20 protein-coding genes are annotated in these 19,009 nt (G+C 52.8%); 10 read left to right on the forward strand and 10 right to left on the reverse strand.

Translation table 11 applies throughout. From position 1 onward, the window contains the following. Positions 1-22 precede the first annotated feature (22 nt). From DNI29_RS15455 to DNI29_RS25260, 4 genes are all read right to left on the reverse strand, one after another. Complete coding sequence (locus DNI29_RS15455) at positions 23-1,171, reverse strand: HlyD family secretion protein (RefSeq protein WP_110979023.1); 1,149 nt, start codon at positions 1,169-1,171, stop codon at positions 23-25. Positions 1,172-2,018: 847 nt separating this feature from the next. Next, positions 2,019-2,189 (reverse strand): hypothetical protein, encoded by a 171-nt coding sequence (locus DNI29_RS24490; protein WP_162303631.1) that lies wholly within the window; start codon positions 2,187-2,189, stop codon positions 2,019-2,021. Between the two features lie 23 nt (positions 2,190-2,212). Continuing rightward, on the reverse strand, positions 2,213-2,440 hold the full coding sequence (locus tag DNI29_RS24180) for a hypothetical protein (RefSeq protein ID WP_123823276.1): 228 nt from the start codon (positions 2,438-2,440) through the stop codon (positions 2,213-2,215). Positions 2,441-2,514: 74 nt separating this feature from the next. Continuing rightward, a complete protein-coding gene (locus DNI29_RS25260; RefSeq protein ID WP_110979025.1) occupies positions 2,515-2,979 on the reverse strand; it encodes a response regulator transcription factor in 465 nt (154 codons plus the stop codon). Positions 2,980-3,134: 155 nt separating this feature from the next. Here DNI29_RS25260 and DNI29_RS15470 point away from each other — a divergent pair, with 155 nt between their 5' ends. Then, positions 3,135-3,788, forward strand: a complete 654-nt coding sequence (locus DNI29_RS15470; RefSeq protein ID WP_110979026.1) for a hypothetical protein — start codon at positions 3,135-3,137, stop codon at positions 3,786-3,788. Between the two features lie 27 nt (positions 3,789-3,815). Beyond that, positions 3,816-4,301 (forward strand): PRC-barrel domain-containing protein, encoded by a 486-nt coding sequence (locus DNI29_RS15475; protein WP_110979027.1) that lies wholly within the window; start codon positions 3,816-3,818, stop codon positions 4,299-4,301. Positions 4,302-4,371: 70 nt separating this feature from the next. Here the strand turns inward: DNI29_RS15475 and hemH are convergent, their stop codons facing one another. Both hemH and DNI29_RS15485 read right to left on the reverse strand, forming a co-directional pair. Further along, positions 4,372-5,418 carry a ferrochelatase gene (gene hemH, locus DNI29_RS15480; RefSeq protein WP_110979028.1) on the reverse strand — a complete coding sequence of 349 codons (1,047 nt, stop codon included), beginning with the start codon at positions 5,416-5,418 and terminating at the stop codon, positions 4,372-4,374. 279 nt (positions 5,419-5,697) lie between these two features. Beyond that, positions 5,698-5,919 (reverse strand): hypothetical protein, encoded by a 222-nt coding sequence (locus DNI29_RS15485; protein WP_110979029.1) that lies wholly within the window; start codon positions 5,917-5,919, stop codon positions 5,698-5,700. Positions 5,920-6,227: 308 nt separating this feature from the next. On the opposite strand from DNI29_RS15485, the gene era reads away from it, so the two are divergent. The 4 genes from era to DNI29_RS24495 all read left to right on the forward strand — a co-directional run bounded on the left by era (position 6,228) and on the right by DNI29_RS24495 (position 9,388). After that, a complete protein-coding gene (era, locus tag DNI29_RS15490; RefSeq protein WP_110979030.1) occupies positions 6,228-7,127 on the forward strand; it encodes a GTPase Era in 900 nt (299 codons plus the stop codon). A 166-nt stretch (positions 7,128-7,293) separates the two neighbouring features. Next, on the forward strand, positions 7,294-8,616 hold the full coding sequence (gene der / locus DNI29_RS15495; RefSeq protein ID WP_110979031.1) for a ribosome biogenesis GTPase Der: 1,323 nt from the start codon (positions 7,294-7,296) through the stop codon (positions 8,614-8,616). Positions 8,617-8,835: 219 nt separating this feature from the next. Then, a complete protein-coding gene (locus DNI29_RS15500; protein WP_110979032.1) occupies positions 8,836-9,072 on the forward strand; it encodes a hypothetical protein in 237 nt (78 codons plus the stop codon). 142 nt (positions 9,073-9,214) lie between these two features. Continuing rightward, complete coding sequence (locus DNI29_RS24495) at positions 9,215-9,388, forward strand: hypothetical protein (protein ID WP_162303632.1); 174 nt, start codon at positions 9,215-9,217, stop codon at positions 9,386-9,388. Positions 9,389-9,406: 18 nt separating this feature from the next. Here DNI29_RS24495 and DNI29_RS15505 read toward each other — a convergent pair whose 3' ends face one another. From DNI29_RS15505 to DNI29_RS15520, 4 genes are all read right to left on the reverse strand, one after another. Then, the gene (locus DNI29_RS15505; protein ID WP_110979033.1) at positions 9,407-9,973 is read right to left on the reverse strand and encodes a hypothetical protein; all 567 of its coding nucleotides are present in this window, start codon (positions 9,971-9,973) and stop codon (positions 9,407-9,409) included. A gap of 167 nt (positions 9,974-10,140) precedes the next feature. Beyond that, a complete protein-coding gene (gene murQ, locus DNI29_RS15510) occupies positions 10,141-10,938 on the reverse strand; it encodes an N-acetylmuramic acid 6-phosphate etherase (protein WP_110979034.1) in 798 nt (265 codons plus the stop codon). 78 nt (positions 10,939-11,016) lie between these two features. Next, positions 11,017-11,271: a cytochrome b5 domain-containing protein gene (locus DNI29_RS15515; protein WP_110979035.1), complete on the reverse strand. Its 255-nt coding sequence runs from the start codon at positions 11,269-11,271 to the stop codon at positions 11,017-11,019. A gap of 36 nt (positions 11,272-11,307) precedes the next feature. Continuing rightward, positions 11,308-12,456, reverse strand: a complete 1,149-nt coding sequence (locus DNI29_RS15520; protein WP_110979036.1) for a formimidoylglutamase — start codon at positions 12,454-12,456, stop codon at positions 11,308-11,310. Between the two features lie 186 nt (positions 12,457-12,642). Between DNI29_RS15520 and DNI29_RS15525 the strand changes: the two genes are divergently transcribed. The 4 genes from DNI29_RS15525 (at position 12,643) to DNI29_RS15540 (ending at position 19,005) form a co-directional block, all read left to right on the forward strand. Then, a complete protein-coding gene (locus tag DNI29_RS15525) occupies positions 12,643-14,439 on the forward strand; it encodes an AMP-dependent synthetase/ligase (protein WP_317048758.1) in 1,797 nt (598 codons plus the stop codon). Positions 14,440-14,629: 190 nt separating this feature from the next. Then, positions 14,630-15,106 (forward strand): MarR family winged helix-turn-helix transcriptional regulator, encoded by a 477-nt coding sequence (locus DNI29_RS15530; protein ID WP_088845435.1) that lies wholly within the window; start codon positions 14,630-14,632, stop codon positions 15,104-15,106. Between the two features lie 144 nt (positions 15,107-15,250). Beyond that, positions 15,251-17,659: a 3-hydroxyacyl-CoA dehydrogenase/enoyl-CoA hydratase family protein gene (locus DNI29_RS15535; RefSeq protein ID WP_110979038.1), complete on the forward strand. Its 2,409-nt coding sequence runs from the start codon at positions 15,251-15,253 to the stop codon at positions 17,657-17,659. Positions 17,660-17,826: 167 nt separating this feature from the next. Next, positions 17,827-19,005, forward strand: coding sequence for an acetyl-CoA C-acyltransferase (locus tag DNI29_RS15540; RefSeq protein WP_110979039.1), 1,179 nt, complete (start codon positions 17,827-17,829; stop codon positions 19,003-19,005). Positions 19,006-19,009 lie beyond the last annotated feature (4 nt).

The following is a 19,009-nucleotide window of genomic DNA, read 5'->3' on the forward strand; positions in this document are numbered from 1 at the left end:
TGTTGGGAATGAGTTATGTGAATTAGCTGCTGGCCCCGTTCTGCGTTGGGTTCAGCCAGTCATCGGCCTTGTCAAACAGCAACTGCCAGAGGCTGCGCTCGGCCAACTGAAACCGCGCCCGCACCGTCATGCTCTTGCGCAGCTGGCCCCGGTAGCCGCTCTTGAGTTGCAGATACGAGCGGCTCAGTTTGCAGCGCACCTTGAAAACAGGCTGTTGCTCCTTCAGTAAAGTGAAATCGCGCGCTACATCTGTTACCTGCCCTTCTATCATGCCCCACTGGTTGTAGTCGAAGGCATCAATCTGAAAGCGCACCGGCATCCCGACGCGCATGAAGCCGATATCCTTGGGCGACACGTAGCACTCCGCCAGCAGGTCGCCATCCGGGGAGATGCTGCCCAGTAATTCCCCAGCCTGCACGTAGCTGCCCGCATATTTGCCGGCCAACTGCTGTACTGTGCCCGCCACCGGGGCTGTAAGGGCATAAAGCTGCCGCTCCTGGCTTAGTTGCTGCTGCCGCTCGCGCAGCTCCGCCAGCGCGACGCGGTGGGCGTTAAGGTCGGCTTGCCATTGGCTGCGTTGCGTTTCGGTTAGCACGCGAGCCTCGTCCAGCAGCTTGCGGTGCGCGAAAGTTTTATCCTCTAGCTCGATACGGGCAATAACTCTCCCTGCGAACAAACGCTGACTGGTAGCCAAATCCCTGCTACTTTTCTCTAGCTGGCTACGCAGTTGCTGCTGCTGATAGTGAAATTGCGCTGCCTGCTGGCCGTAGAGCTGGGTACGTAGGCCACCTACAGGAACTGTAATACCTTGCGTTAATTGTTTTAAATCAATTATGAAAGCGGTTCTTTCCGCTTGTTGTTTCTGATTAAGGGCCATTTGGGCTTCTACCGTACCCGACTGTAATACAAGCAGCGTGTCGCCCTTCCGTACAGTCTGATTTTCTTTCATGTGTAACCGGGTAATTGTGCCAGCTACTAACGGGCGGATTTCAGTTTTTTCAGCCAGTGGGCGGAGGATACCGGGAGCTTGGGAGGAGATAGGAATGTAAATGATTGGCAAGGTTAGAGCGAACATTACAATAAATAGCACAGTGGATGAGTAAATGATATTGTATTTTTCTGCTGTTGTTTTTTGGGGAGACAACGCAAGAGTTGAGTTAAGTTTATTCATGAGCTCTTGTAAGATGTTGAGCTATTGCTCTTATTTTATAGAAAAGAAATAGTATTAATTAATGCATGTAATATAAATCCCCAAATAAAGCCTCTTTTTAATCTTATATGCGTAATGAATATGCCCATTATAAATTGGGGCAGTGTGAGTAGTATGTAGAATGGAAAATACTTGTACTGAATATTTTTAAAGTTAGTTATGTGTAATAAGCTAAATGATAGGATGGATGCATAAATGCAATAGGAATAATAATCATTTTTGATTTTATTTAATGTCAATTCATTTGTGAATAGTTGTATGAAAAGGAAAGAGGCTAATCCAAAAATCAAACCGAAAATGTATGATATTTCTGTTAACTTTATTTGTAAAATCGAATTGCCGAATAGGTGAAAGATGAGTATAAAAAAGAATATAGATATATGAGTTCTTCTAATGTCAAGTGGTAAACGAAATAAAACTTCTTCGAAGAAAGGTCCTATAAAAACAATTACTACGAAAGTATATACTCCAAAGGTATTCCTAAGTGGTGGAGTAGTGGACTTGATTTGCTGATAAATAGATTCATTATTTGTATAATAAACAAATAGTTTGTCAATAAGTAAGATGAAACCTCCTGATAGAATGATTCCTAAAGCGCACAAAAGAAAGGAGTACAATAAAAATTTTATGTTATAGTATATACTATGTTTGTGTATTCTGTAATACTGGGGGTGTGTCAAAAAATGATGAACAGAGGACAGAAAGGTGGTATCGTTGTTCATATGGCGTTGCTGCTACTAGAAAAGCGACTGAACGCAGAATGTTCAGTCGCTTTCCAGAAAAGTATTATACTTTGAGCAAACTTTAATTATGATCTATTTACTGAGCCACTAATCAGCCCCCAAATAACACCCACAGCTGCTACTGCTCGGCCAAGTTCATGGCCGATTTCATAAGCTGTGCCATCATGGCCACCTTCAATACTCGCAAGCTCTTCCTCGGCAATACTACAAACGCCGATATAATCAAAGTTATACATGAGTACTTTGTTTTATGACAAAATTACTTGCCGGTGAGACCATTATAAAAACCACGGAAGAAATCTCCGATGGCATGAATGTTGGGGCCAATATTATCCAGATTGGCGCCGGCGCCATAAGGGTTGCCTTCACCACCCGTTATTGAAACTTCTTCGCTTTCAGTAAGCGAAGTTAGATTGAGAGATTCGAATTGCATGTTTTTGGATGAAATGGTGAAATGAATGATAACAGCTAATAGGTCGCGACACATACTTCTGTTTACGTTACAAAACAGCTACTGAACTGCTACTAGTAACAATAGTAGTTTGCTACCCAAATAGATGTTCATACATTACTAACCGCAAATGCTATTAATGCATTTCTTCCCTTCAGTCCCAGTTTTTCCCGTATCCGGGCGCAGTGGTTGTTCACGGTAGCGGAACTGATGAAAAGCTGTTCGCCTATTTGCGGAAGCGTATAGCCTTGGGCCAGCAAAGGCAATATCTCCAGCTCTCTTGAGCTTAGCAGCGACAGGTTGCTAACAGCCTTCTCGTCTGGCTGAAGCTCGTCTGTTGCGGTAAGTGGCCCGGTTGGGGCGTGTAGCTGCCATAGATATACTCCACTCTGCAGCAGCAGGCGAAGTGTACGCAAGTAATGAAAGGCCTTCGCATCCGCTAATGAAGGCGCCTGTTTCCTTATAAGGACCAGCAGGTACTCGTCGGAGTGTTGTTGGAGGGCGTGGCAGCTCTGCAGCAAATCCTGAATAGGTTTATCGGCGAGGCTGGCAGGTGAGGATGATTCTAGTAGCATAAGCGTAAAAAAGAGATGAATTCATAAAGCAATAGGTGTTATAGAAGAGGAGCGATGAACAAATATATCTGAACTGAGCAAGCATTCTGCGCTTTATAACACCTATTTGCTGAGTTGGCCGTAGACGGCAAATCCAATGTCCTTTCCTTGTTTTTATGGCAGAAATCAATATCCAGCGTAAAAAGTCTTCTCCCAGCCCTTGGCTGCTGATTTTGTTGGTGCTGGCGGTAATAGCTACCGCAGCATACTTTCTGCTGCACGCCGATTCTGAAGCACCGGTGCCGGAACCCGTACCAGCCGGAGCCGGTGTGCCGAACCCACCGGATAGCACAACGGGCGCTGAAACAGGTCCAGCGCCCGCCGCCGATGCGGTAGGTGATATGGCCTCAGAGCCCGTACCCGTAACCCCGGAGGTGCTGGATTCCTTTGTCCAGAGCGACCCTACTCAACCTCAGTACGGGCGGGAAGGGTTGCGCCTGCTTACCTCTGCCTTGGTAAGCCTGGCTGACCGCGACGATCTGCGTGACCCAGCCATTGTTACTCGTCGCGACGAACTTACCAGCGCCACCGCACGACTGGAGGAAGAAGGTAGTAGTCTGCGGCCGGGCTACGTGGCGGCTACGGCGCTCATGCAGGCCATGCAGCAGAAAGCCTACCCCGCCCTCGAAGCCGATATCAACCAGCTCACCAGCCAGGCTACGGCTCTCAGTGGCCGTACCGCTACCTCCCAGGATCAGCAGCAGCTACGCGAGTACCTAACTCGGGCAGCTACTGTTGTAACGGCTCTGAATCAACCTTCTGCTCGCTAGGCAGCATCACCTTCGCTTGTTTAGTTTATGGAACCTACTACCGATCCAATTCCTTCCGGCCAAGGCATGCACCTACGGCGTTTGCGCGACCTCACTGAATTCGAAGTCGCCGACGGTAACCCGGATGTACGGGGCTGGTCGGTGCGCGGAGCCGATGGCCGCCAGTTTGGCCAAGTACACGAGTTGATAGTAGACATGGAAGCCCTGAAGGTGCGCTACCTCGATGTTGAGCTTGATGATAGCCTCCACATCAACGAGCGGGACCGTCATATCCTGCTGCCGATCGGGGTAGCGGCTCTCGACGAAGATGGCGACAATGTATTTGTGCCCTCCCTAACCTCGCAACGAGTGCTGGACTATCCGCCTTTCGTCGAGATTCAGATTACCCGCCAATACGAAGAAGCCATGCTGCGGGCGCTAGACCTACCCTTGCCCCAAGCCACCACCTCCGATTTTTACAATCAGCCTGGCTACGACGACCAATCCTTTTACCAGCGTCGTCGGTTGTCTTAACTATTGCAAGTGCACAAAAAAGCGGCAACTCCTACGAAAGAGTTGCCGCTTTTTTGTGGAAGCGAACCGGTTAGTTCTGCCGAATCATGTTAACGACTGCTTCCACCCATTCGGGGCGGGAGTTCAGCGACGGCACCAATTGCCAGTGGCTACCACCAGCCTGCTCAAACATTTCTCTGAATTCTTCGCCTACCTCAATAGTCGTTTCCAGACAGTCGGCCACAAAAGCGGGGGAGAAGGCCAGTACGTTGTTGATGCCTTTAGCTGGCATTTCCTTCAGTACCTCATCAGTATAAGGCTGCAACCATGGGTCGCGCAGGCGGCTTTGCAGGCGGCTCTGAAAGGAAGTCGTGTACTGATCGGGGGTAAGACCTAGGGCTTGGCCCAGCTGCCGCGAGGTTTCGAAGCACTGAGCACGGTAGCAGTAGCGGTTGTTCTTGTTGTAGTTGTTACAGCAGTTGCCCAGCTTGCAATACCCCTTGTGGCTGCCCTTGAGCACATGCCGCTCCGGAATGCCGTGGTAGCTGAACACCACATGGTCGTAGGCGCGCTTGGCCATTTCCTCTTTGCCTAGGGTGGCAAAACTGTTAATAAAACCTGGGTCGTCGACGAAGGTGCTGATGAAGCTAATGCTAGGTACTACCCACCACTTACTCACCAACTCCATCACCTTTTCCTGCACCGAGCCAGTGCTGGCCGCCGCGTACTGCGGAAACAAGGGTAGCACAATAATGCGCTCTACGGCCGCGTCGCGCAGTTCCTGCAGGGCGCTTTCGATGCTGGGTTTCTGGTAGCGCATGCCAAAGGCTACCAGGTAATCTTTGCCCAGTTGCTCCTGCACCAGCTTCTGCAGGTCTAGGCCGTGATAGAGCAGGGGAGAGCCACGCTCCGTCCAGAGTTGCTGGTAAATTTTAGCCGATTTAGGTGCGCGCAAAGGCACCACCAAGCCGCGGAATAGGGGGTAGCGCACGGCTGCCGGCATATCAATTACGCGGGCATCGGTCAGGAATTCATTGAGGTAGCGGCGAACGTCACTGGTTTGCGGGGAATCCGGCGTGCCAAGGTTGACGAGCAGGACACCAATGCGGCCTTTAGTAGAAGAAGGGGTGGTGGGCATAGAATGCTATAACGCCGTGGGATGTTACCAGAGCGAGTCGTCAGAAAACGTAAGAGAAAGCAAATAAGCTGCTTTACTGAACTACAAAGTTCGCCAACGAATCACAAAGTGAAACCTGACTTATGTCATCTTTCACTTTGCGGTACAGACAATCTTGCCAGGGGCTATGTTTCGTTGCTGAGTGCCTTAGCATAATGGGGTGGTAAGCCGAAGCTAGCTCTGCGGACCTGGTCTGCCTTGTAGGTCTAATAATTCACGAAAGGTGGCCGCAGACAATTCTTATTCCTGCGGCTTAGGTTGCTGGGTGAGCGAAATCCAGATGGTAGCTGCCATTACCAGAAAACCAAAAGCACAATATAGAAGCAGCCGTATTGCTTGCTCTGGTAAGAACTTGGGCTCCCACTCAGGACGGCTCACCCAGAAGGTCGTCGTATATAAAAACACCTTATATAAAACAGCCACCACCGAGCCGGTCACAGGAATTGACCATGCGTTGGCCATACGTTTTGTGTGCCGACCAGAAGAAAGCCTAGTATGAGAGGTAGGATTTGGGATATAGCAATTGCTCCAGCCGGTCAGCAGAGGTTAGAGTTGGGATAAGAAGGCAAAAGCACAGAGTAGCAGCACGAGCCATAAGCGGTTGACAATGAACTATGGGGGTAGTAAACTAAGTTAAAAAGCTACAAAAACAGCAGTCAGCCTAACTTATGGGGTTCAGTGCTTTTTGAGGGTAGCACTCAGTGATTAGGGGTAGCGTGCAAGCCTCGTTGTAAAACTGTACCTTTGCAGGCCAAATTTCAGATTCTGAAGTGAATACCGAACCAACTCCGCACCGTGCTGGCTTTGTGAGCATTATCGGCAAGCCCAACGTGGGCAAGTCAACCCTCATGAATGCCCTAATGGGTGAGCGGCTTAGCATCGTAACCAGCAAGGCCCAGACCACGCGCCACCGCATTCTAGGCATTCTCAACGGCGACGATTTTCAACTGGTGTATTCTGATACGCCTGGCATCATTCAGCCCAAATACGAGCTGCACAATGCCATGATGTCGTTTGTGTATTCCTCACTGGAAGATGCCGACGTGATTCTGTTCGTGACGGACATCTACGAGAAGCACGACGAGGAGCCAGTAGTGGAGCGCCTGCGCAAAATGCAGAATACGCCCATTCTGCTGCTGGTAAATAAAATCGACCAAGCCGACCAGGCAGAGGTGGAAGCCAAAGTAGAGTACTGGCGCGAGCACCTGCCAAATGCGGCGCGGGTGTTGCCTATTTCAGCATTAGAGAAATTTGGAACCGGTGAGTTGCTGGATTTGGTTTTGGGCTACCTGCCGGTGCACCCGCCCTACTACCCCAAAGATGAGCTAACCGATAAACCGGAGCGGTTTTTCGCGGCTGAAATGATTCGGGAGAAAATCTTTAAGCTCTACAAGAAAGAGGTGCCTTACAGCTGTGAGGTAGCCATTGAGGAGTTTAAGGAGGAGGATGACATCATTCGGATGCGGGCTACCATCTTCGTGGAGCGCGCTAGCCAGAAGGGCATCATCATTGGGCAGCAGGGCATGGCGCTGAAGAAAGTGGGTACCTGGGCCCGCGAGGAAATGGAGAAGTTTTTCCAGAAAAAAGTCTTCCTCGAAATCCACGTCAAAGTCAACGAAAACTGGCGTACCGACCCCAAAGCGTTAAACCGGTTTGGGTATAATCAGTAGGGTAGGCAGAAGAGAAGAAAAAGGGGGTAGAAAATATCTGCCCTGAACTTCAACTCATCCTTTCCTCCCCTCACAACCGCCTACCTTAGAACTCTCCGACCATACTTCACTTAACTACTCCGGGCACTGCCGAAATTGGTCGGGCCGGCGGCTGGAGTCAGACCCAATGAAAAATACCATTGCCATTGTGGGGCGCCCAAACGTGGGCAAATCCACATTGTTTAACCGTCTGGTAGGCCAGCGCAAGGCCATCATGGACAACGAATCGGGGGTGACCCGTGACCGGCATTACGGTTACGGCGACTGGACCGGCAAGTACTTCACCGTGATTGACACGGGCGGCTACGTACACAACTCCGAGGACATCTTCGAGGGCGAAATCAACAAGCAGGTAAAACTGGCCATCGACGAGGCCGACGTAATCCTGTTTATGGTAGACGTGGATGCTGGCCTGCACTCCCTCGACGAGGAATTTGCCAATGTGCTGCGCCGCTACCAGGGCAAAAAGCCTATTTACATTGTTGCCAACAAAGCCGATACCAACGCCCGTGCTCACGCCGCCGGCGAGTTCTATGCGTTGGGGGTTGGCGACGGCGAAATTTATCCCATCAGTTCCCAAAGCGGCTCTGGCACCGGCGACCTGCTGGATGCGATAGTAAGCCATTTTGAGGAAGAAGGAGTAGAAGAACCCGACGCAGGCGTACCCAAAATTGCCGTGGTAGGTCGCCCGAACGTTGGCAAATCGTCCTTTGTGAACCTGCTGCTCGGTACAGAGCGCAGCATCGTTACAGACATTGCGGGCACTACCCGCGACTCTATTCAGGCACGCTATAATGCCTTCGGCAAAGAATTCATTCTGGTGGACACGGCCGGTCTGCGCCGCAAAACCAAGGTGCACGAAGACGTGGAGTTTTACTCCGTGCTGCGCTCTATTCGGGCCCTGGAAGAATCGGATGTTTGCATCGTCATTCTGGACGCTACCCGCGGGATTGAGGCCCAAGACCTGAACATCATTGGGCTGGCCGACAAGAATCGCAAAGGCATCGTGATTCTGGTAAACAAGTGGGACCTTATCGAGAACAAGGAAACCAATACGGCCAAGGAGTTTGAGGAAAAGATTCGGGAGAAGATTGCGCCCATCAGCTATCCACCCATCATCTTCACCTCGGTACTCACCAAACAGCGTATTCATAAAGCCATTGAAACGGCTATTGATGTATACGAGAACAAGCGCCGCAAAATCCCGACTTCGGAGCTGAACGAGGTAATGCTCAAGGAAATTGAAAAGTACCCACCGCCAATTCAAAAAGGCAAGATGGTGCGCATCAAGTACGCTACCCAGCTGCCCACGCATAACCCGGTGTTTGCCTTCTTCTGCAACTTGCCGCAGTACGTGAAGGAAAGCTATGCGCGCTACCTCGAAAACCGTTTGCGCGAGAATTTCGACTTTACCGGCGTGCCTATCGGCATTGTATTCCGCAAAAAGTAGAACGCAATGCTTCGCTTCAGAAACCCGGCTGCGGCCTAGGTGCAGCCGGGTTTTTTTGCTGCTTGCTAGCCAGAATAAAAAAAGATAAAAAGTTTTCTACTGTCGGGGTTACCTTCTTAAGGTCGAGGTATAAAGGGCCGAATCAGATAGCTGCTCAGTTGGAAAGGCTGCTGATTTTCTCTCAAACCGACTTTTTACACACTCTCATCAATCCCCATCATGAAAAAGGTTCTGTTCCTTGCTCTGGCTGCTGCTTCGTTCTCTTTCGCTTCGTGCGACAGCAAAACCGAAAACGCTCAAGAGGCTAACGCTGAGCAAGTAGAAGAGGCTGGCGAAGCTAAGGCTGACGCTCTGGAAAACGCTGGCAACGAAGCTGCTGCTGACTCTGTAGAAGACGCTACCGAAGCTACTGCCGACAAAATGGAAAACGCTGCTGACTCGACCGACGCTAAGTAGTCTGTCCCGCTTTAGCACACAGAAAAGGCTGCTCCTACCGGGGCAGCCTTTTTGTTTGTACGGATAGGTTACTCTGGGCCATCAGCGTAGCTATAAGCTCAATAGCCATAGAAGTTTCAACGTCCTTTTCTAGTCCTACCCTATGAGACAGATTGTAACCTTCAGCATAGTGATAGCCGCTCTGGCTCTAGCCCTGGCTAGCTGCGACACCCGAAACGAAAAAGCCCTGGAAGCCAAGGCCGATGCTGTGCGCGACTCTGCCGAGGCCAAAGCGGCAGCGCAGGAAATGGCTACCGATTCGGTGAGCCACCGGTAGCCCGGCCAATAGGTTTCCCTACCCTAGGCGGCGCTGCAAAAGACTATCTACCACCTCAAACAGCTTGCGGGGTGGGTAAGTCCGCCAAGGCAGCTCATCAAGTTGTCCCCCGAAGTTGACGTAGTTATCAATGTTATACTGGCGCATCTCCCGGATAACGTGCTCCTGGAAGTTGATGCCCGCAATCCAGCCGTCTTCTACATCTTCGAACCACTCCTCATAGTAAGAGTCATCGGAGCCGTGGAAGTTGAAGACATTCTCTCCGATAAGGATGAATTTGCGGATGCCTTCGTGCGTCATCAGGTCAATGATGTTGCGCTTGAGCTGCATGATGTCGTTCTCAATGGCATCATTCCACTCGCCAATGAACTCAATGATGCCAATACCCAGGTCGTAATCCACAAACAGGATTTTCAGGTACAGAGTATCCGACTCCAGACTGTCCCACTGGGGATGGATATAGTAGCCATAGATGGTATTGACGTATGCATCCAGGCTGTTTTCGGCTTCAAAGAGGGGAGAGCGAGGATCTTCAGAAGCAGAGTATTGCTCCATCCAGGCGTAGTGCGGCTCAATGGTATGCATGGCAAAGTAAGAGTGAAGCACACGCCGGAGCTTGTGCCGGTGCAAGGCCGACGAATAAGTGCTATCGGCTTTTTGCCTTAACTCCGAACTGATGCAGCAGGTTTCACTCCCGGAAAGGAGGTAGGAGTTCCGTCGGTACCACGCTTGAGCCTACGTTTTGCTACCTGCTACCGCGCGGCCAAAGCTGCTCGTACAGAGCCATGTTGCTGTAGCAGTTCTGCCGCCTCCGGCTGAGAAATGCCGAGCTCGTCCATCAACATCTTCTCGCCACGGTCCACCAACTTGGCGTTGGAAAGCTGCATGTCCACCATCTTATTGCCCTTCACGCGACCTAACCGAATAAACGTAGCAGTAGTGAGCATGTTGAGCACCAGCTTCTGGGCCGTACCGGCTTTTAGGCGGGTGCTGCCCGTTACAAACTCGGGCCCGGTTACTACCTCCACCGGAAATTCAGCTACGGCTGCTACCTGCGAGCCCGCGTTGCACACTATACAGCCCGTGGTTACCCCATGCTGGCTGGCCTGCTCCAGGCCACCAATTACGTAGGGCGTGCGCCCGGAGGCAGCAATTCCTACCACGATATCCTGCGCGTTGATGTTGTGCGCCTGTAAATCGAGCCAGGCTTGCTGGGCGTCATCTTCGGCGTTTTCTACGGCTTTCCGGATGGCCGTGTCGCCACCAGCAATCAACCCGATTACTACCCCCTGCGGCACCCCAAACGTAGGGGGGCACTCTGAAGCATCCAGAATGCCCAGGCGCCCGCTAGTGCCGGCACCAATGTAAAACAACCTTCCTCCGGCCTGCAGGCGCGCTACCGTGGCTTCCACCAAGGCTTCAAGCTGCGGCAGAGCCTGAGCTACGGCCTGCGGAACCGTTTGGTCAACGCTGTTCATCCCTTGCAGCAGCTCCTGCGTCGAAAGGGTTTCGAGGTTATTGAATAAAGAAGCGCTTTCGGTGGAGCTCATGGTTGAAAAGAAAGGGAGGTAGGGAGCGGGGAAGAAAAACACGGCTCGTGGTTTGCCGCATTTTCTCTTTTTCGATAGTTAGGCTATGCGCCCAATAACGGCGAATTTATCAAAGACATTAGGCGTATGGGGCGCGTCGCGGTTGAGCTCGGTGGTCAGGTCCTGGCCAGCCCAGTGCTCATAGTGGTTGCCACGTTTCCAGAGGCGGGAGCGAGTTACATCGTAAATCAACCCTTCGTATCCCACCCAAATTTCGTCACGGTCCTGGCCGTTACGCAGAGCTAGCTGGGCCTTGGTGTAAACAGGAAGGGTAGGGTCGGGGGTTTGACTCATGTTGATGGGGTAGGCCAGGGACGCCTTATGTATGCTTTAGCCCAGCAGCGCCTGCGTCAGAATCCAGCGGTTAGGCAGGTCGCCTTGGGCGGCGCGCAAGTAGTCCTGGTAGCTGCAAGGCACAATGCGCTTGATGTCACTGTCGGCCAGACTTTCTACTTCTAACCACCATTTCTCGGTACGCTTGCTCTTATAGAACACAAGTTTTGCCGGCGTGCCTGGCAAACCCACGGCATACCGCATGAAGCGGCGGCTCTGGAAATCGGTTTCCTGACGGCGGTGGTAGTAGCCTTCCACGAAATACCAGAGCATGGTAGCCAAGGTAGCAGCTGCCAGACCGTGTGGGTCGTACTCAGGGCGGTAGCCGTAGAGGCCAAAGGATGTCAGACTATCGTTGTGCCCTGCGTACCAAGCCAATTGAGCCGCTTCCTCGTTGGTAAGCCCGAAGGGGTTGGCCGGCCAGTACGCAGGCGCATCGTTCCAACGCAAAGCTGCTACATCGAAGCTGACGAAATCAGCCTGGCGGAGCAGGGGTTCAGCTTGGCGCACATCGGCATGAATAGCGCCCAGGCGCAGGGTTTCGAAGTGTAGCTTTTCCAGTGCCGCCAGCACATCGGGAGCTACCAAGTATTGTTGGTGCGCCAGCTGTGCAAAGTTGAACAGAAAGGTAGGCTCATGCAGCAGCATACGCCGCAGGTGGCTTTCTTCGGGGCAGGCGCCTTCCAGTTCTGCCATATCCACGCGGGCATCCACGGTCGCGAAGCTAACGGCCCGGTCCAAGGTTTCGTAGGCTAGAAACTGACCGTAATCCAGGTCATGGGAGCCGCCCAGCAAAATAGGCACGGTGTTGTGCTCCAGCAGCGCCGCAATAATTTCGCGGAGGCGCTGATAGGTATCTTCCAAAGTGAGGCCAGGCCGCAGGTTGCCTAAGTCGGCTACCCGAACCGCGCCAGTGCCCTTCTGCAGTTGATAAAACCGATGCCGAACGGCATTAGCGCCATGAGCGGCGGGGGCTCCGCTAGCACTGCCCCGCCATTCATCTAGGCCAATCAGCGCTATGTCTGAGGACCTCCAGTCTGGGAAGGTGTCCAGAAACGGTGAGACGTAGGCAGCCAGCGTGGTTGGGGGCGTGGCTGGCCCAACCAGTTCCTCAGTAAGCGGATCAAAAAAGATAGCCAGATTCATCGTGCGCGAAGGAGGCGGACTCCGACAAAGCTACGCAAAAGCCCGGCACGGCCCTACCGGCTTTCGCGCGTGCATGGCAGCTTTACCACGAAAAAAACGTTATTTAAGCAGCGTTTCCTGTTCACCTTCTTTCTGCAGGTTGTGCAGCAGACAAAAAGACCTCTCTAATTCGCCTCTCCCACCATCGTGCCCTCTCTCCGTATGGACATTCGCCGCACCTTTGATATTCTGGCCCAGCTCCAGCAGAAGTATAATAAACCCGATTGTTTTGCCGCCAAAGTAAACGGCCAGTACGCGCCCATCAGCACCGATTCTGTTGTTGAGCAAGTAAACCAGGTAAGCCTGGGCCTGCGGGCGTTGGGTGTCGGGAAAGACGATAAGGTAGCACTGATTTCGATGAATCGGCCGGAGTGGATGTTCGCCGATTTTGGTATTGCCCAGCTCGGCGCTACTAGCGTACCAATGTACCCCAGCATTACGGTAGAAGATTACAAGTACATCTTCACCGATGCTGGCGTGAAAGCCATCTTCGTATCCGACAAAAAGCTGCTCGATAAAGTACGCGAGGCTACTCAAGACCTGAATATCCCGGCAGAGAACATTTTCACTTTCGATAAGGTGGAAGGTGCCCGCCACTTCTCGGAGCTGCTGGAACTGGGCAAGCAAGGTAACCCCGCCGACTTAGAACCCCTGAAGGCCGCCGTACAGCCCGACGACCTGCTGACGCTCATCTACACCTCAGGCACCACCGGGCAGCCTAAGGGCGTAATGCTGACGCACAACAACATCCTTAGCAACTGCCGCAACGCCCAGCGGTTCGTGCCCGTCACGGAGCACGACAAGGCCCTGAGCTTCCTGCCGCTGTGCCATATTTTTGAGCGGATGGTAACGCACATCTACCTCATCAACGGCGTGAGCATCTACTACGCCGAGAGCATGGAAACCATTGCCGACAACCTGCGCGAGGTGCACCCACAAATCTTCACCACTGTGCCGCGCCTGCTGGAAAAGGTCTACGATAAGATTGTAGCCAAGGGCCATGAGCTAGAGGGGGTAAAGAAACAACTGTTCTTCTGGGCCCTTAACCTAGGCCTCAAATACGACAACCAGAAAGACCACGGTTTCTTTTACAATACCCAGCTGGCTCTGGCCAACAAGCTTATCTTCAGCAAATGGCGTGAAGCCTTAGGCGGAAACTTGCGCTGCATTGTAAGTGGAGGTGGTGCCCTGCAGCCGCGCCTAGCTCGTGTGTTCTGGTCGGCTGGTATTCCGGTAATGGAAGGCTATGGGCTCACCGAAACCTCGCCGGTAATTGCCGTAGGCGGCTATGAGCCTAAAAACAATATGATTGGCACGGTAGGCCCCATTATCGACAACACGGAGGTGAAAATTGCGTCTGATGGTGAAATTCTGACCCGGTCGGAATCGGTGATGAAAGGCTACTACAATAAGCCCGAGCTAACAGCCAAGGAGTTCGACGAGGAAGGCTGGTTCCACACCGGCGACATTGGCGAGATAGTAGAGGGTAGGTTCCTAAAAATCACCGACCGCAAAAAGGAAATGTTCAAGACCTCGGGCGGCAAATACATTGCCCCGCAGGTGATTGAAAGCAAGCTGAAAGAGTCGCCGCTGGTGGAGCAGTGTATGGTCGTCGGCGACGGTCAGAAATTCCCTTCCGCGCTTGTCATTCCCTCTTTCGACGACCTGAAAGGCTGGTGCAAGCGCAACGGCGTGGACTGCAACTGCTCCAACGAGGAGTTGGTGAAGAATGAGAAGGTAGTGAAGATGTATGAGGACCTCGTGCACAAGTACAACACAGGCTTTGCGCAGTGGGAGCAAGTCAAGAAAATCGTATTGCTTCCCCGCCTCTGGACCGTTGAAACTGGCGAGATGACGCCTACCCTCAAGGTGAAGCGCAAAGTCATCACGGCAAACAATAAAGAACTTATCGAAAGCCTGTATCATCAGCACAGCCAGCACTAACAAACACAAAGGCCCCACTAGCAAAGTAGTGGGGCCTTTATTGTGGTTCTAGCCGTAAGCCAAATATAGGAAGCCGGTTCGGTTCATTCCGGCAGGTTATGTGGGTAGGAAAAGCCAAACTTTTTTTGTGTAACTTAGTATGCAAGCATAACATATTTCTGTATGTTTACCGGACTTGCTCCTACCACCCATGACACCCGAAGAAACCGTTGATTATAACATAAAGGTTGCCTGGCACGCCATTTCGCGTATGTATAATACGCAGGCCGCCAAGCACGATATCACCACCAGTATTGGCTTCGTGCTGCTGAATATCGACCAGGAGAACGGAACGCCAGCTACCAAAATAGCGCCCCTATTAGGCCTCGAAACCCGTTCTCTGACTCGTATTCTACGCAGCATGGAAGAGAAAGGCCTAATCTACAAACAGGCTGATACCCAGGATAAACGCTCGGTGCGCATCTTCCTGACGGAGGAAGGTCTGCGTGGCAAGGAAATTTCCCGCCAAACGGTGCGCCACTTTAACCTGAAGGTGCGCGAGAAAATCCCGCAGAGCGAGCTGAATGTATTCTTTAAAGTAGTAGGCCAGATAACTGGGATGATTGAGGGCAAAACCCTCTACGACGATTTCAAGCCGAAACCCTTGCGCTCCGAGTCACCGGCCTAGGCCAGTGGTTCGGGGCTTTTTGCTGATAGAGTTTCCTTCTAAGTAAGGTTGTTCATGTGACCATAAACTCGGCATGACGAGTAGTTTGCTTGCCGATTTCCTTTCTGATTCTTTCATTTCTCACCCACTCATTCCTCCCCAAGAATGAATCGTACCATCAAAAAAGTAGCCGTACTGGGTTCCGGTGTGATGGGCTCGCGCATTGCGTGCCACTTCGCCAACATCGGTGTGCAAGTGCTGTTGCTCGACATCGCGCCCAAAGAGCTGCTACCTGCTGAAGAAGCCAAAGGCCTGACGCTGGACAACCCTGCGGTGAAGAACCGCATTGTAAACAGTTCCTTGCAAGCCGCTGTGGCCGCTAACCCCTCGCCGCTCTACCGTAAGTCGGAAGCCAGCCGCATCAAGACCGGCAACTTCGACGACAACCTCAAGGACATTGCTACCTGCGACTGGACGATTGAGGTGGTAGTAGAGCGGCTTGATATTAAAAAGAGCCTGTTTGAGCTTGTGGAGCAATACCGCAAGCCTGGCACGCTCATCACCAGCAACACCAGCGGCATCCCGATTCACATGATGACGGAAGGCCGCTCCGACGACTTCAAGAAATACTTCTGCGGCACCCACTTCTTCAACCCGCCGCGCTACCTGAAGCTGCTCGAAATCATCCCGACTCCGGACACGGACCAGGCGGTAGTGGATTTCCTGATGCACTACGGCGACCTGTACCTGGGCAAAACTACCGTACTAGCCAAAGACACCCCTGCTTTCATCGCCAACCGCGTGGGCGTTTTCGCCATTATGGATGTGGTACAGGTGATGAGCCAGCTAGGCCTATCAGTAGAAGAAGTAGACAAGCTCACCGGCCCCGTTATCGGTCACGCCAAGTCGGCCACCTTCCGCACTTCGGATGTGGTAGGTCTGGACACGATGATTAACGTAGCCAACGGCCTGGCCCAGAATCTGCCCAACGACGAAGCCAAGGCCGTGTTCCAACTGCCGGACTTCATCAAGAAGATGGCTGAGAACAAATGGCTTGGTGATAAAACCGGCCAGGGCTTCTACAAGAAAGTACGTGGCGAAGGCGGCAAGTCGGAAATTCAGGCTCTCGACCTGAATACCCTGGAGTACAAGCCCAGCGCCAAGGTGAAGTTTGCTACGCTGGAAACCACCAAGCCTATTGAGAAGCTGGCCGACCGCTTCAAGGTGCTGGTAGCCGGCAAAGACAAAGCCGCTGACTTCTACCGCAAGACGTTTGCGGGCCTGTTTGCCTACGTGAGCAACCGGATTCCGGAAATCACCGATTCGCTCTACAAGATTGACGACGCCCTGCGCGCTGGCTTTGGTTGGGAGATGGGGCCGTTTGAAACCTGGGATGCCCTAGGCGTACAGAAAGGGCTAGAGCTGGCTCAAGCCGAAGGCAAGACGGTTGCTCCCTGGGTACAGGAAATGCTGGCCGCCGGCAACGCTACCTTTTATAAGGTGAGCGAGCAGGGCGTGAAGCAGTTCTACGACATCGAGTCGAAGGCCTACAAAGCCATTCCGGGCGTGGAGAACTTCATCATCCTCGATAACCTGCGCGCCACTGGCAAAGTGCTATGGAAAAATGCAGGTGCCTCAGTACTCGACTTGGGCGACGGAATCCTGAACGTAGAGTTCCACAGCAAGATGAACGCGCTGGGCTCCGACGTAATTCAGGGCCTAATGAAAGGCGTGGAATTAGCCGAAAAGGACTTCCGCGGCCTAGTTGTGGGTAATGATGGACCGAACTTCTCCGCTGGTGCCAACCTAGGCCTAGTGTACATGTTCGCGCTGGATCAGGAGTATGACGAGCTGAACCTGATGATTGCCCAGTTCCAGCAGGCCATGATGCGCATGCGCTACAGCAGCATTCCGGTGGTAGGTGCTCCGCACGGCCTCGCTCTGGGCGGCGGCTGCGAGCTGAACCTGCACTGCGACCGGGTGGTAGCGGGTGCTGAAACCTACATGGGCCTCGTGGAATTCGGCGTAGGCCTGATTCCCGGCGGCGGCGGTACCAAGGAAATGACTTTGCGCACCGCGGCCAAGTATGAAGAAGGCGAGCCGGAGTTCAACCTGCTCCGCAACACCTTTATGACCATCAGCACCGCCAAAGTTTCGACTTCGGCGGCTGAAGCCTTTGGCCTAGGCTTTTTGCGCCGCGGAGACGAGGTTGTAGTAAACAGCAACCGCATTATTGCGCAAGCCAAAGCTGCCGCTATTGAATTGGCTGAGGATGGCTACACACAGCCTACCCAGAAAACCAATATCAAGGTGCACGGTAAAGGGGCGCTGGCTATGTTCATGACCGGTGTGCACGCCATGAAGGAAGGCCGCTACATCTCCGACCACGACGTGAAGATTGCCAACAAGCTGGCCTACATCATGTGCGGTGGCGACCTCAGCAGCCCCACCGAAGTTTCGGAGCAGTACCTGCTGGACTTGGAGCGCGAAGCTTTCCTCAGCCTCACCGGCGAGCGGAAAACGCTGGAGCGTATCCAGTCTATTCTGACCACTGGCAAACCCTTGAGAAACTAGAGCTAGAAACCTAGTTCCCCTCCTCAGATGAGGAGGGGTTAGGGGTGGTTGACTGGCCTAGAACGAACCTACCGTTATTAGATGTTCTAGTTAAATAACCATCCTACCCCAAGAGGAACTAAACTAGACTAGCTCTAATCCCACTACTTTCTTCAAGACTCACTACAATGAATGCATATATCGTAGCTGGTTACCGCACGGCCGTTGGCAAAGCCACCCGCGGCGGTTTCCGCTTTACCCGCCCCGATGACCTCGCCGCCGACGTCATCAAGCACTTGGTAGCCTCCGTGCCTGCCCTCGATCCATCGCGTATTGATGATGTAATGGTAGGGAACGCGGTACCGGAAGCGGAGCAAGGCCTGCAAATGGGCCGCCTAATTTCGCTGCTGGCTCTGCCCATGAATGTATCGGGCCTCATCGTGAATCGCTACTGCGGCTCCGGCGTGGAAACTATTGCCATGGCTGCCAGCAAAATCACGGCGGGCATGGCTGACTGCATCGTGGCCGGTGGTACCGAGAGCATGAGCATGGTACCAACGGTAGGCTGGAAAACGGTGCCGAACTACAAACTAGCCCAGCAGCACCCCGATTACTACCTCGGCATGGGCCTGACTGCCGAAGCCGTAGCGCAAGACTATAAAGTGTCGCGCGAGGATCAGGACCAGTTTGCCTACAACTCGCACCAGAAGGCCATCAAGGCCATTCAGGAAGGCAAGTTCAAGTCGCAGATTGTGCCCATCACGGTAGAGGAAACCTATCTCGACCAGGCCACTGGCAAGAAGAAAACCCGCTCCTACGTAGTCGATACCGACGAAGGCCCCCGGGCCGATACTTCCCTGGAAGCGCTGGCCAAGCTGAAGCCGGTATTTGCCGCTAATGGCTCGGTAACCGCTGGTAATTCTTCCCAGACTTCCGACGGGGCCGCTTTCGTGCTGGTGATGTCAGAGCGCATGGTGAAGGAGCTGAACCTGGAGCCTATTGCCCGCATGATTACCTACGCCACCGAAGGTATCGACCCGCGCATTATGGGTATGGGCCCCATCAAGGCTATTCCGAAGGCGCTGAAGCAGGCTGGTATGAAGCTCCAAGACATCGACCTGATTGAGCTGAACGAGGCATTCGCGTCGCAGTCGATTGCCATTACCCGCGAGCTGGACATTGACGAGAGCAAGCTGAACGTAAACGGCGGTGCTATTGCGCTAGGTCACCCACTCGGTTGCTCCGGCGCCAAGCTCAGCATTCAGCTTTTCCACGAACTGCGCGAGCGGGGACAAAAATACGGCATGGTAACGGCCTGCGTAGGCGGCGGCCAGGGCGTGGCTGGCATCTATGAGTTGCTGAAGTAATTCA

The organism is Hymenobacter sediminis (assembly GCF_003231285.1).
Classification (GTDB): Bacteria; Bacteroidota; Bacteroidia; order Cytophagales; family Hymenobacteraceae; genus Hymenobacter; species Hymenobacter sediminis.

Excerpts from the sequence above, each read along its gene's own strand:
- DNI29_RS15455 (WP_110979023.1), bottom strand. The coding sequence starts at position 1,171 with ATGAATAAACTTAACTCAACTCTTGCGTTGTCTCCCCAAAAAACAACA.
- DNI29_RS24490 (WP_162303631.1), bottom strand. The coding sequence starts at position 2,189 with ATGTATAACTTTGATTATATCGGCGTTTGTAGTATTGCCGAGGAAGAG.
- DNI29_RS24180 (WP_123823276.1), bottom strand. The coding sequence starts at position 2,440 with ATGTGTCGCGACCTATTAGCTGTTATCATTCATTTCACCATTTCATCC.
- DNI29_RS25260 (WP_110979025.1), bottom strand. The coding sequence starts at position 2,979 with ATGCTACTAGAATCATCCTCACCTGCCAGCCTCGCCGATAAACCTATT.
- DNI29_RS15470 (WP_110979026.1), top strand. The coding sequence starts at position 3,135 with ATGGCAGAAATCAATATCCAGCGTAAAAAGTCTTCTCCCAGCCCTTGG.
- DNI29_RS15475 (WP_110979027.1), top strand. The coding sequence starts at position 3,816 with ATGGAACCTACTACCGATCCAATTCCTTCCGGCCAAGGCATGCACCTA.
- hemH (WP_110979028.1), bottom strand. The coding sequence starts at position 5,418 with ATGCCCACCACCCCTTCTTCTACTAAAGGCCGCATTGGTGTCCTGCTC.
- DNI29_RS15485 (WP_110979029.1), bottom strand. The coding sequence starts at position 5,919 with ATGGCCAACGCATGGTCAATTCCTGTGACCGGCTCGGTGGTGGCTGTT.
- der (WP_110979031.1), top strand. The coding sequence starts at position 7,294 with ATGAAAAATACCATTGCCATTGTGGGGCGCCCAAACGTGGGCAAATCC.
- DNI29_RS15500 (WP_110979032.1), top strand. The coding sequence starts at position 8,836 with ATGAAAAAGGTTCTGTTCCTTGCTCTGGCTGCTGCTTCGTTCTCTTTC.
- DNI29_RS24495 (WP_162303632.1), top strand. The coding sequence starts at position 9,215 with ATGAGACAGATTGTAACCTTCAGCATAGTGATAGCCGCTCTGGCTCTA.
- DNI29_RS15505 (WP_110979033.1), bottom strand. The coding sequence starts at position 9,973 with ATGCATACCATTGAGCCGCACTACGCCTGGATGGAGCAATACTCTGCT.
- murQ (WP_110979034.1), bottom strand. The coding sequence starts at position 10,938 with ATGAGCTCCACCGAAAGCGCTTCTTTATTCAATAACCTCGAAACCCTT.
- DNI29_RS15515 (WP_110979035.1), bottom strand. The coding sequence starts at position 11,271 with ATGAGTCAAACCCCCGACCCTACCCTTCCTGTTTACACCAAGGCCCAG.
- DNI29_RS15520 (WP_110979036.1), bottom strand. The coding sequence starts at position 12,456 with ATGAATCTGGCTATCTTTTTTGATCCGCTTACTGAGGAACTGGTTGGG.
- DNI29_RS15530 (WP_088845435.1), top strand. The coding sequence starts at position 14,630 with ATGACACCCGAAGAAACCGTTGATTATAACATAAAGGTTGCCTGGCAC.
- DNI29_RS15535 (WP_110979038.1), top strand. The coding sequence starts at position 15,251 with ATGAATCGTACCATCAAAAAAGTAGCCGTACTGGGTTCCGGTGTGATG.
- DNI29_RS15540 (WP_110979039.1), top strand. The coding sequence starts at position 17,827 with ATGAATGCATATATCGTAGCTGGTTACCGCACGGCCGTTGGCAAAGCC.